10 protein-coding genes are annotated in these 11586 nt (G+C 72.1%); 3 read left to right on the top strand and 7 right to left on the bottom strand.

The features are described from left to right. Positions 1-11 precede the first annotated feature (11 nt). The 5 genes from GQQ95_RS02775 to GQQ95_RS02755 form a co-directional block, all read right to left on the bottom strand. Positions 12-1712, bottom strand: coding sequence for a long-chain-fatty-acid--CoA ligase (locus GQQ95_RS02775; protein WP_157426077.1), 1701 nt, complete (start codon positions 1710-1712; stop codon positions 12-14). A 174-nt stretch (positions 1713-1886) separates the two neighbouring features. Next, complete coding sequence (locus GQQ95_RS02770) at positions 1887-3629, bottom strand: MDR family MFS transporter (RefSeq protein ID WP_157426076.1); 1743 nt, start codon at positions 3627-3629, stop codon at positions 1887-1889. After that, a complete protein-coding gene (locus GQQ95_RS02765; RefSeq protein ID WP_157426075.1) occupies positions 3626-4294 on the bottom strand; it encodes a TetR/AcrR family transcriptional regulator in 669 nt (222 codons plus the stop codon). The genes GQQ95_RS02770 and GQQ95_RS02765 overlap by 4 nt, the downstream gene beginning before the upstream one ends. A gap of 68 nt (positions 4295-4362) precedes the next feature. Then, on the bottom strand, positions 4363-5172 hold the full coding sequence (locus GQQ95_RS02760) for an ABC transporter permease (protein WP_157426074.1): 810 nt from the start codon (positions 5170-5172) through the stop codon (positions 4363-4365). Next, complete coding sequence (locus tag GQQ95_RS02755) at positions 5169-6113, bottom strand: ABC transporter ATP-binding protein (protein WP_157426073.1); 945 nt, start codon at positions 6111-6113, stop codon at positions 5169-5171. Before GQQ95_RS02755 ends, GQQ95_RS02760 begins: the two co-directional genes overlap by 4 nt. Before the next feature lie 112 nt (positions 6114-6225). Between GQQ95_RS02755 and GQQ95_RS02750 the strand changes: the two genes are divergently transcribed. Then, the gene (locus GQQ95_RS02750) at positions 6226-8925 is read left to right on the top strand and encodes a phosphoenolpyruvate carboxylase (protein WP_157426072.1); all 2700 of its coding nucleotides are present in this window, start codon (positions 6226-6228) and stop codon (positions 8923-8925) included. Between the two features lie 7 nt (positions 8926-8932). Here GQQ95_RS02750 and GQQ95_RS02745 read toward each other — a convergent pair whose 3' ends face one another. Further along, on the bottom strand, positions 8933-10333 hold the full coding sequence (locus tag GQQ95_RS02745; protein WP_157426071.1) for an RNA polymerase sigma factor: 1401 nt from the start codon (positions 10331-10333) through the stop codon (positions 8933-8935). 7 nt (positions 10334-10340) lie between these two features. Next, positions 10341-10679, bottom strand: a complete 339-nt coding sequence (locus tag GQQ95_RS02740; RefSeq protein ID WP_157426070.1) for a YciI family protein — start codon at positions 10677-10679, stop codon at positions 10341-10343. Between the two features lie 208 nt (positions 10680-10887). Between GQQ95_RS02740 and GQQ95_RS02735 the strand changes: the two genes are divergently transcribed. Together GQQ95_RS02735 and GQQ95_RS02730 are read left to right on the top strand one after the other, a co-directional pair. Then, positions 10888-11232, top strand: a complete 345-nt coding sequence (locus GQQ95_RS02735) for a YciI family protein (protein ID WP_246205150.1) — start codon at positions 10888-10890, stop codon at positions 11230-11232. A 3-nt stretch (positions 11233-11235) separates the two neighbouring features. After that, positions 11236-11583, top strand: a complete 348-nt coding sequence (locus GQQ95_RS02730) for a YciI family protein (protein WP_157426069.1) — start codon at positions 11236-11238, stop codon at positions 11581-11583. Positions 11584-11586: the final 3 nt, after the last annotated feature.

Raw genomic sequence — 11586 nt, 5'->3', positions numbered from 1 at the left:
CCGGCGGCGCGTCAGCTCCGCGACATCCGCTCGAGCAGCTCGTCGCGCACCTGCCGGCGCAGCACCTTGCCGATGAGTGACCGGGGCAGCTCGTCGAACAGCTCGACGTGCTTCGGCACCTTGTAGGGCGTGAGGCTCGTGCGGCAGAAGTCGCGGAGCGCGGATGCCTCGAACACGGCGCCCTCGCGGAGCTCGACGCCCGCGGCGACGGACTCCCCGCCGTCGGGCCGGGGCAGTCCGACGACCGCGGCGCCCCGCACGTCGGGGTGCGCGAGCAGGGCCGACTCGACCTCGGACGGGGACACGTTGAAGCCGCCCGTGATGATGAGCTCCTTCACGCGGTCGACGATCGTGACGAACCCCTCGTCCGAGACGCTCACGATATCGCCGGTGCGCAGCCATCCGCCCGGCAACAGCGTCTCCGCGGTCTCGGCGGGCCGGCGCCAGTAGCCCTGGAAGACCTGCGGTCCGCGCACGAGCAGCTCGCCGGGCTCGCCCGCGGGGCGGTCGACGTCGGGCTGCTCGGGATCGACGACGCGGATCTCGGTGCTGGGGAACGGCACCCCGACCGTGCCCGGTCGCCGTGTCGGGCCCATCGGGTTGCCGATGGTGATCGGGGAGCTCTCCGTCATGCCGTAGCCCTCGACGAGGAGGCCCCCCGTCGCGCTCTCCCATCGGTCGACGGTCGCGATCGGCAGGCTCATCGCCCCCGAGATCGCGAAGCGGATGCTCGCCAGGGCCTGCGGCCGGCGCTCGGCGGCCCGCACGAGGCGGTCGTAGATCGGCGGCACGGCGGGCAGGAACGTCGGCGGCGAGTGCCGCGCCGCGTCGAGCACGAGCTTCGGGTCGAAGGTCGGGAACAGCACGAGCCGCGCCCCGATGCTCAAGGCGGTCGTGAGGCAGAGCGTCAGGCCGTAGGCGTGGAAGAGCGGCAGCACGCCGTAGAAGGTCTCGCCGCCGAGCTCGAGTCCGGGCACCCATGCGCGGGACTGCATCGCGTTCGCACGCAGGTTGCGGTGGCTGAGCACGGCGCCCTTCGGCGTCCCGGTGGTGCCGCTCGTGTACTGCAGCACGGCGGTGTCGTCGAGCGAGGGACGCGGATGCCGCCTGCCGAGCGCCCGCCGGGACGTGAGGTGCTCCCACGCCAGGAGTCCCCGGGCCCGCGCCGGCGTCGCGAGTGCGGCGCGGGAGCGCCTGGCCTGCGGGATCGGCAGTCGCAGCGCCATCCGCTTGCCGAACGGCAGGGCCCTCGACACGTCGACCGCCACGATGTGCTCGGGCCGGATGTCGCTCGGGAACTCGGCGACGGTGTCGGCCACGTTGCTCCAGGCGATCGCGACGCGGGCGCCGTGGTCCTCGAACTGGTGCCGCAGCTCGGGCGGCGTGTAGAGGGGGTTGTGCTCGACGACGATCGCACCGAGCCGCAGCGCCGCGTAGAACGCGACGACGTGCTGCGGGCAGTTCGGCAGGACGATCGCGACCCGGTCGCCCGCGCGGACGCCGAGGCGGCGCAGTCCCTCCGCCGCGGAGGCGATCTGCTCGCCGAGCTCGCGGTAGCTCGTCTCCGCGCCGAAGAACTCGAGGGCGGTTCTCCGCCGGTAGCGGCCGACCGCGGCGTCGATCATGTCGACGAGCGTCTCGGTCGGCTCCTCGATCTCGGGTGGGACCCCCTCGGCGTAGTGCGCGAGCCATGGGCGGTGTTCGTACGTCATGCGACCCTCTCGAGGCCACCCTGCACGCGTCGACCACGGGCGGTGCTCGTCGTTGCCGCGGCGCATGCGGATGCCGCCTTCCAGCGTAGGCGCACTCGCATGCGCCGTGCGGGATCCGAGCCCTGCGCGGCAGGGAGGACCGGGCGCGCCCGTGTCGAGGCGCGCCCGGAGTCGTCAGCCCTGCGACGTGCCGCCGCCCTGCGAGCCGCTGCCCCCCTGCGAGCCGCTGCCGCCCTGCGAAGGCGTGCTGCCGGTCGCGGTCGAGGCTGCCGTCGAGGCCGTGTCGTCCTCGGCCGGACCCGTCACGACGATGCCGTCGCGCATCGCGCGCTCCGCGGCATCCGCCTCGTCGCCCGAGATGGCCTCGCCGCGCGCGACCATGCCGGCCTCGTCGGAGAGCGGGATCTGCTTGAGGAAGAGCGCGAGCACGAACGCGGCCAGGATGAACGGGATGAGGTACCAGAACACCGGCGCGAGCGAGTCGGCGTAGGCCGTGACGATCGCGTCGCGCACGGGATCGGGCAGCTCGGCGAGCCGCTGCGGGTCGAGGGTCGACATCGCACTGCCGGCCTCGGCCGCGCTCGCGCCGGCATCCGTGAAGATCTTCGTCAGGTTCTCGGAGAGGCGCGTCGCGAACATCGCACCGAAGATCGCGACGCCGAGCGACGCGCCGACCTCGCGGAAGTAGTTGTTCGTGCTGGTCGCCGTGCCGACCTGGGTCGCCGGGACCGCGTTCTGCACGACGAGCACGACGACCTGCATGATGAGGCCGAGTCCGGCGCCGAACACGAACAGGTAGACGCAGATCAGCCAGATCGGGGTGTCGGCCGAGAGCGTCGTCATGGCGAGCATCGCCGCAGCCGTGACGAGCGTGCCCGCGATCGGGTAGGCACGGTAGCGGCCGGACCGCGAGATCGCGATGCCCGACCAGATCGACGTGCCCATCATGCCGGCCATCATCGGGAGCATCAGCAGGCCGGATGCCGTCGCCGAGGCGCCGGAGGACATCTGCAGGAAGGTCGGCACGAAGGCGATGGCCGAGAACATCCCGATGCCGAGCGTGAAGCCGATCGCGGTGGCGTTGACGAAGACGGGGTTCCTGAAGAGCGACAGCGGGATGATCGGGTCCTCGGCGCGTGCCTCGACCACGACGAAGGCGGTCGCGGCGGCGAGGAGGCCCACGCCCCAGGCCCAGGTCTCGAGGGCATCCCACCCGTGGTCCGCGTTGCCGCCGAAGTCCGTGAAGAAGATGAGGCAGACGGTCGCCGCGGAGAGCAGCATGACGCCCAGCACGTCGACCTTCTTCTCCGCCTTCTTGCTCGGCAGGGTCAGCGTGAACCAGGCGATCGCGAACGCGGCGATGCCGATCGGGATGTTGATGTAGAACGCCCACTGCCACGTCAGGTGGTCGACGAAGAAGCCGCCGAGCAGGGGGCCGGCCACGGCCGACAGCCCGAAGATGGCGCCGAGCGGTCCCATGTACTTGCCGCGCTGCGACGCGGGCACGATGTCGGCGATGATCGCCTGCGAGAGGATCATGAGCCCGCCGCCGCCGAGGCCCTGCATCGCGCGGAACGCGACGAACGCCCAGAAGGTCGGGGCGAAGGCCGCGCCGACGGATGCCACGGTGAACAGCGCGATCGCGATGAGGAAGAGGTTGCGCCGGCCGAGCACGTCGCCGAACTTGCCGTAGATGGGCATGACGATGGTCGTGGCGAGCAGGTACGCGGTCGTGATCCACGCCTGGTACTCGACGCCGCCGAGCTCGCCGACGATCGTCGGCATCGCGGTCGAGACGATCGTCTGGTCGAGGCTGGAGAGCAGCATGCCGGCGATGAGCGCCGAGAAGATGATCCAGATCCGTCGCTGGGTGAGGACGAGTGGGGCGCTCGTCGCGGTGGGTCGTGCTGCGCTCATGAGGGGCTTTCCGTGGTTCGGGTCGTGGTCGGGTGCGCGGGGGCGACGGCGGTGCCGGGCGTGCAGGCCGCGCGGGTCGCGGCGACGGAGTCGCGGAGGATCGAGGCGAAGTCCTCGCGGCCGGTGTCGGGGTTCGAGAAGAACCGCTGCCCGGCGTTGCCGACGAGGGAGCCGATCACGACGGCGGCGGTGCGGGCGAGCGGATCGCCAGGGGCGAGGCCCTCGCGCTCCTCGATCGCGGCGACGATGCGCTGCTCGAGCTGGCGCCCCGCGCCGATCATGTGGGGGAGCAGGTGCGGCTCGCGTTCGACGAGGGCGTGCGGGTCGATGGCGTCGTGGTCGTCGTCCCATCCGGCGATGGTCGTGATGGCGAGCTCCGCGAGGGCATCGAGCAGGGTCGGGGCGCCGTCGTCGCCGCTGATGAAGGCGGCGAGCGCGGCCTCGTCGATGCTGTCGGCATCGTGACCGACGACGGCGGCCTCCTTGCCGCTGAAGTAGTTGAAGAACGTCCGTCGCGAGACGCCCACGTCGGCGCAGAGCTCGTCGACGGTGAAGCCGGAGAGTCCTCGTTCGACGGTCAGCTGGCGAGCGCGGTGGCAGAGGTCGCGGCGGGTTCGTCGCATCCGCTGCTCGCGCAGCCCCGGAGTCTTTGCACTATCCGTCACAGAGTGCAATTCTGCACTATGCGCGCGGAAGTGCAAAATCAGGTCTGCGGGCAGGGCGACGGTCGAGCTCAGGCGTCGCGGCGGATCCAGCGGAACGTGATGCGGCTGAGGACCAGGCCGAGGACGAGCCAGACGAGCAGGGCGATGGCGACCCCCGGCAGGTTCCACGACTCGTTCTGCTCCAGCGCCTCCCACCCGTCGGGGAGGAACACCGAGCGCATGCCCTGGGCGATCCACTTGAGCGGGAACACGCTCGCGATGTTCTGCAGCCAGTCGGGCAGCATGTCCCACTGCAGGTAGACGCCGGAGATGAACTGCAGGATCAAGCCGATCGGGATCACGACGGCCGCCGCGCTCTTGCCCGAGCGGGGCAGTGCCGACAGGGCGATGCCGATCAGGGCGCAGGTCGTCAGGCCGAGCACGAACACCCAGGCGAACGTCACCCACTTCTCGGGCTCGGTCGGCAGCTCGATGCCGAGCACGAGCCAGCCGGCGAGGATGAGCAGCGACGCCTGCAGGGTGCCGGTCACGAAGACCTGCCCGATCTTGCCGGCGAAGTACGCAATGGGCGAGAGCGGCGTGCCGCCCAGGCGCTTCAGCGTGCCGTTCGACTTCTCGAGCGCGATGTCGATCGCGAGGTTCTGCACGCCGGAAAGGAAGATCCCGGACGCGAGCATCGCGGGCAGGTAGAGCGCGGCGACCGAGATCTCGGCGCCGGGCGGGCCGGCCTCGCCGGAGGCGCTGAACGCCGCAGAGAAGATCGCGAGCATCACGAACGGGAAGAGGAAGGTGAAGAACAGCGTGTCGGGCGCCCGGAAGTACATCCGGGTCTCGACGCCGATGCGCGAGGCGCCCTGCGTGGTCACGTTCGTGCTCATGCTGCCGGCTCCTCGGCGTCGGGGGTCGGTGCGGGCGTGGCGATCGCGGTGCCGGAAGGCGGATCCGGGGTCGCGGTCGCCGCCTCGGCACCGCGGACGAGGCCGAGGTAGACGTCCTCGAGCGTCGGCCGGATCACCTCGAGCGCCCGCGGCTCCCCGCCGAGCGCCGAGACGATGGAGGCCACGACGCGGCCGGGCTCGTGGGTGCGCACCTCGTGCGGCCGCCCCTCGGCATCGTTCCAGCGGACGACCGGGACGCGGGCCTCGGCGCCGCCGATCTCCTGGATGCCGCCGACGTCGAGCAGGCGCCCGCCGGCGATGACGCCCGCACGGTCCGCGAGCCGGGCGGCCTCGTCGAGGTAGTGCGTCGTGAGCAGGATGGTGGTGCCCTCGGCCTTCAGGGAGCGGATGAGCTCCCAGAACTGCTGGCGCGCCTCCGGGTCGAATCCGGTGGTCGGCTCGTCGAGGAACAGCAGCTCGGGCCGCCCGACGATGCCCAGGGCGACGTCGACCCGACGTTGCTGCCCGCCCGAGAGCTTGGCGACGCGCACGTTCGCCTTGGCCTCGAGGCCGACGGCCGCGATCACGTCGTCGATGCGGCGCGGGTTCGGGTAGAGCCCCGCGAAGTGGTGCAGCACCTCCCGCACGGTCAAGAGGCCGGTCTCGCCACCGGTCTGCAGCACGATGCCGATGCGGGACTTCCAGTCACGTCCGCCGCGGGCGGGATCGACCCCGAGCACCTCGACCTCGCCGGCCGTGCGCGAACGGTAGCCCTCGAGGATCTCGACGGTCGTCGACTTGCCCGCCCCGTTCGGACCGAGCAGGGCGAAGGTCTCGCCACGGCGGATGTCGAGGTCGATGCCGTCGACCGCGGCGATGCCGCCGTAGACCTTGCGGAGACCGCGGATCCGCACGGCGGTATCGGCTGATGATCCATCCATGGGTCGAGCCTGACGGCTCAGCGCGCCGACCGACACCCCCTTCCGGTTGATTCCCGGAAACAGCGTGTTACAGGATTTCGGGCCCACCGGTCGCCCGCAGTAGTTTCGAGGAATGCCCAACACGACGGAATCCGCCTACGTCCGCGACCGCGAACTCGTCGTGAACGACATCGACGCGCAGTTCCGCGCCGACGTGAGCCTGCTCGGCGGGCTCCTCGGCACCATCCTCGTCGAGGCCGGCGGACAGGCCCTCTTCGACGATGTCGAGCAGCTGCGGCACGCCGCCATCCATGCCCACGAGACACGGGACGACGCGGCGCTCGCCGAGGCCGAACGCATCGCGGCCTCCTTCGACCCGTCGAGGGCCGAGGAGGTGGCTCGTGCGTTCACCGTGTACTTCCACCTCGTGAACCTCGCCGAGGAGCACCAGCGCGTGCGCATCCTGCGTGCCCGCGCCGAGCAGCGCGAGCGCAATTCCCGGGCGGGCGAGGCCCCGGCCACGACGCCGGCCGGCACCGACGGGTCGCTGTCGGCGACGATCCGACTGCTCGTCGACGAGGTCGGGGTCGACGAGGCCAGGGCCCGCGTCGCCGGCCTGCGGTTCCACCCGGTGCTCACGGCGCATCCGACCGAGGCCCGTCGCCGGGCCATCGCCTCGGCCATCCGGCGCATCGGCGAGCTCATCGACGAGCGCGACGACCTCGCCCCCGGCGACCGCACCGTCGCCGAACTCGACCGCAGGCTGCTCGAGGACATCGAGATCCTCTGGCGCACCGCCCCGATCCGCACCACGAGGCCGACCCCCCTCGACGAGGTCCGCACGGCGATGGGCGTCTTCGACCAGACGCTGTTCGAGGTCGTCCCGCAGGTGTACCGCAGCATCGACGACCGCCTGCAACCGGATGCCGCAGGGCGGGGCCCGGCCATCGCGCCGGCGTTCCTCCGGGTGGGCAGCTGGATCGGCGGCGACCGCGACGGCAACCCGTACGTGACCTCCGAGATCACGCGGGAGGCGGCGGGCATCGCGGCCGAGCACGTGCTGCTCGGCCTCGAGCGGGCGGCGTCGCGCATCGGCCGCACCCTCACGCTCGACGCGCAGGACACCCCGCCCTCCGCCGAGCTCACCGACCTGCTCGCCGCGCAGCAGGTGCTCGCGCCCCGGGTGACGGCGACCATCGGCACGCGCGCCCCGCACGAACCGCACCGCCGCGTGCTGCTCGTCGTCGCCGAGCGCATCGCGGCCACGCGTCGCGGCGATGCCGACCTCGCCTACGACGGGCCGGAGGCACTGCTTGCCGACCTCCGGGTCCTGCAGGACTCGCTCCGCCACGGCGGCGCGCTCCGGAGCGCGAACGGCGAGCTGCAGCACCTCATCTGGCAGGCGGAGACCTTCGGCTTCCACCTCGCCGAGCTCGAGGTGCGCCAGCACTCGAAGGTGCACCGGCAGGCGCTCGCCGAGATCCGCGCGGGCGGCGAACTCGGCGAGATGACCGAGGAGGTGCTCGCGCTGTTCCGCGTGATCGCCGACCTGCAGCGCCGCTACGGCGTGCGCACGGTCCGCCGCTACATCGTGTCGTTCACGCAGAGCCCGGAGGACCTCGCGAACGTCTACGAGCTCGCGGCGGCCGCCCTCGGCGACGCCGCCGACGACGTCGCGATCGACGTCGTGCCGCTGTTCGAGACCTTCGCCGACCTCGAGGCGAGCGTCGACATCCTCGACCGCATGCTCGAACTCGAGCAGGTGCAGGCGCGCCTCGCGGCCACCGGCCGCAAGGTCGAGGTCATGCTCGGCTACTCCGACTCGTCGAAGGACGTCGGCCCGGTCTCGGCGACCCTCGCACTGCACGGTGCGCAGGCCCGCATCGCCGCGTGGGCCCACCGCAACGACATCGAGCTCACCCTCTTCCACGGTCGTGGCGGCGCCCTCGGCCGTGGCGGCGGCCCGGCGAACGAGGCCGTGCTCGCGCAGCCCGCGGGCTCGGTCGACGGACGCCTGAAGATCACCGAGCAGGGCGAGGTGATCTTCGCCCAGTACGGCGACCCGGCGATCGCGAGGCGCCACCTCGAGCAGATGGCCTCCGCCGCACTCCTCGCCGGGAGCCCTTCGAACGAGGCCCGCAACCGGGCGGCCGACGAGCAGTTCGCCGCCCTCGCCGCGAGGCTCGACGAGACGAGCCGCGCCCGCTTCCACTCGCTCGTGAAGGCCGACGGGTTCGCCCCGTGGTTCGCCGACGTGACGCCCATGGAGGAGGTCGGCCACCTCGCCCTCGGTTCCCGCCCCGCGCGGCGCGGGCTCTCGGTCGAGTCGCTCGACGACCTCCGTGCCATCCCGTGGGTGTTCTCCTGGAGCCAGGCGCGCATCAACCTCGCCGCCTGGTTCGGCCTCGGCACGGCGCTCGAGTCCGTCGGTGACGAGGCCCTGCTCCGCGAGGCGTACGCCGAGTGGCCGCTGTTCACGGCCATGATCGACAACTTCTCGATGTCGCTCGCGAAGACCGACGAGCGCATCGCGGCCCGCTACCTCGCCCTCGGCGACCGAGACGACCTCGCCGAGCTCGTGCTCGACGAGATGCGACTGACCAAGGCCTGGCTCGGCCGCGTCACGCAGAGCGACGAGCTGCTCGTCGCCCGCCCGGTGCTCGCGAAGGCCGTGCGACTGCGCAGCCCCTACGTCGATGCGCTCTCGCTGCTGCAGCTGCGCGCGCTCGCGGCGGTGCGCGCCGGCGAGGCCGACGTGCCGAGCGACGACCACCACCGCCTGCTGCTCCTCACGGTGAACGGCGTCGCCGCCGGCGTGCAGAACACGGGCTGATCGGGAGTCAGCCGGCTTCGGGCGCGGCTTCGGGCGGGGCTTCGGGTCCGGCTTCGGGCGGGGCTTCGGGCCCGGCCCCGGCCGGCCGCTCGACCTCGGCGAGGCGGCGGGCGAGGAACCGCCGCTCGGGCTCGGTCGGGGCCAGCTCGATGGCCCGCCGGTAGCGCTCGGCGGCGGCATCCGCTCGGCCGACGCGGCGCAGCAGGTCCGCCTGTGCCGCCGGGAGCAGGTGGTACGAACCGAGGGCCCCGGATGCGGCGAGCGCGTCGAGTTCGTCGAGCGCCGCCTGCGGGTGGCCCGCGAGGCCCACGGCGACCGCGCGGTTCAGCCGGATGACGGGCGAGGGCGTCAGGGCGAGCAGGTCGTCGTAGCGGTGCACGATCGCGGCCCAGTCGGTGTCCTCGGGGCGGGCGGCACGTGCGTGCACGCCCTGGATCTCGGCCTGGAGGCGATAGGAGCCGGCCGGGGCATCCGTTCGGCCCGGCCGGTCGAGCACGTCGAGACCGCGCGCGACCTCCGCGGCGTCCCAGCGGGATCGGTCCTGCTCGTCGAGCGGCACGAGGTCGCCCGCGTCGTCGACCCGTGCCGCCGACCGGGCGTGCTGCAGGAGGAGCAGCGCCAGCAGCCCGGCCGCCTCCGGTTCGTCGGGCATGAGCTCGACGACGAGGCCCGCGAGCCGGATCGCCTCCTCCTGGAGGTCCAGCCGCAGCAGCCGGTCGCCCGAGCTCGCGAGGTATCCCTCGTTGTGCACGAGCATGAGCACCGCGAGCACGCCGTCCAGGCGCCGGCGCAGCTCGTCGCCCTCCGGCACCCGGTAGGGGATGCCCGCGTTGCGGATCTTGCGCTTGGCGCGCACGAGCCGCTGCGCCATGGTGGCCTCGGGCACGAGGAACGCGCGCGCGATCTCGGGCGTCTCGAGGCCGCCCACCGTTCGCAGGGTCAGCGCGACCCGCGCCTCGAGCGGCAGCGCGGGGTGCGCGCACGTGAACACCAGCCGGAGGCGGTCGTCGATCTCATCGCCCATCGCGGCGATCTCGCCCGGGTCGGTCGGCGCGACCGGCCCCTGCATCTCGTCCATCACCATCCACTCCCTGACCTTGTCGGACTCGACGCCGCGACGCCGCAGCACGTCGAGCGCCCGGTTGCGGGCGACGGTCGTGAGCCATGCGCCGGGGTTGTCGGGCACGCCCTCCGAGGCCCAGCGCACGGCCGCGCGTTCGAAGGCGTCGGCCGCCGCGTCCTCGGCGAGGTCCCAGTCGCGGGTCGCGCGGATCAGCGTGGCGACGACGCGGGTCCACTCCTCGCGGTAGGCGCGGTCGACGGCCTCCCGCACCTCGGATCGCGGAGCGCCGGGACGCCCGGCCGCGGCATCCGTCGACCCCGCCCGATCGGGCCGTGCCCGCGTCATCCGCCGATCACTCGCCGTCTCCGGTCCAGAAGGGGCGCAGCTCGATGCGACCGCCCCTGGCCATCGGATGCCGCGACGCGATCTCGATCGCCTCGTCGAGGTCGCGGCAGTCGAGGATGTCGTACCCGGCGATCCACTCCTTCGACTCGGTGAACGGCCCGTCGGTGACGATGGTCTCGCCGTCGCGGACCCGGACCAGCGTGGCGTCCTCGATGGAGCGCAGCCGGTCACCGGCGATCCGCGTGCCCCGCTCGTCGTTCTCGGCGACCCACTGCTCGATGGGGATGCCCTCGTCGCCGGAGCGGTCGGGCTGCGTGTCGGTCGCGACGAACATGAAGTACTGCATCGGTTCTCCTCGGTCTCGGTTTCACGGTATGCCCAGGCGACGAACGAGGACAGGATGAATCGACACCTCATGCGACATCCGCGTGGAAATCCTTCGACCCCCCCGTCGAGCCTCGGCGGATCCGGCCGGAACGGATGCCGCGACCGTGTCGATTTCGCCGTACCCCGTTCGTCGCAGGGGAAAGCGCGTGACGAGAAAGGAGCGCAGCATGATGGAGATCATGATGTTCGTGGTCGCCGACCCCGACGTGGATCCGGGGGAGGTCGACCAGGAGGCCGTGGCCGAGTGGGATCGCACGATGGCCGAGCAGGGCGTGCTGAAGCGGGCCATGCGCCTGCGGCCCGTCGACGAGGCCGTGACGGTGCGGGTCAGGGGCGGCGAGACGATCGTCACCGACGGGCCGTTCACCGAGTCCAAGGAGTGGATTGCGGGCTACGACGTGCTCGAGGTCCCCGATCTCGAGACGGCCGTCGAGATCGCGAAGGGCGACGTGCTCGCGCGTCACGGGGCCCTCGAACTGCGGCCCTTCTGGACTCTGTACGGGAAGGACTGAGCCGTGGAGTTCATGATGTTCGTCGTGCACGACCCCGACGCCGAGCCGTACGTCGCCGAGGAGGACGGCATGGCCGACTGGGACGCCGAGATGACCCGTCGCGGCATCTCGATCGCGGGCGATCGCCTGCGCCCGCCCGAGTTCGCGAAGACCGTGCGGGTGCGCGGCGATGAGGCGCTCGTGACCGACGGCCCGTTCACCGAGTCGAAGGAGTGGATCGCGGGCTTCGACGTCATCGAGGTGCGGGACCTCGACGAGGCGATCGAGGTCGCGGCCAAGCATCCGATGGCCAGGTTCGGCCGGATCGAGCTGCGCCGCGCCTGGCCCCTCAGCGAGGGATTCGAGCGGTAGCGG

Origin of the sequence: Agromyces salentinus, assembly GCF_009749395.1 — a bacterium.
Lineage (GTDB): Bacteria > Actinomycetota > Actinomycetes > Actinomycetales > Microbacteriaceae > Agromyces > Agromyces salentinus.
This window is presented reverse-complemented; position numbering and strand designations above follow the sequence as displayed.

Bases quoted from the DNA above. Each gene is read 5' to 3' on its own strand.
- GQQ95_RS02775 (WP_157426077.1), bottom strand. From the start codon at position 1,712: ATGACGTACGAACACCGCCCATGGCTCGCGCACTACGCCGAGGGGGTC.
- GQQ95_RS02770 (WP_157426076.1), bottom strand. From the start codon at position 3,629: ATGAGCGCAGCACGACCCACCGCGACGAGCGCCCCACTCGTCCTCACC.
- GQQ95_RS02760 (WP_157426074.1), bottom strand. From the start codon at position 5,172: ATGAGCACGAACGTGACCACGCAGGGCGCCTCGCGCATCGGCGTCGAG.
- GQQ95_RS02755 (WP_157426073.1), bottom strand. From the start codon at position 6,113: ATGGATGGATCATCAGCCGATACCGCCGTGCGGATCCGCGGTCTCCGC.
- GQQ95_RS02750 (WP_157426072.1), top strand. From the start codon at position 6,226: ATGCCCAACACGACGGAATCCGCCTACGTCCGCGACCGCGAACTCGTC.
- GQQ95_RS02745 (WP_157426071.1), bottom strand. From the start codon at position 10,333: ATGACGCGGGCACGGCCCGATCGGGCGGGGTCGACGGATGCCGCGGCC.
- GQQ95_RS02740 (WP_157426070.1), bottom strand. From the start codon at position 10,679: ATGCAGTACTTCATGTTCGTCGCGACCGACACGCAGCCCGACCGCTCC.
- GQQ95_RS02735 (WP_246205150.1), top strand. From the start codon at position 10,888: ATGATGGAGATCATGATGTTCGTGGTCGCCGACCCCGACGTGGATCCG.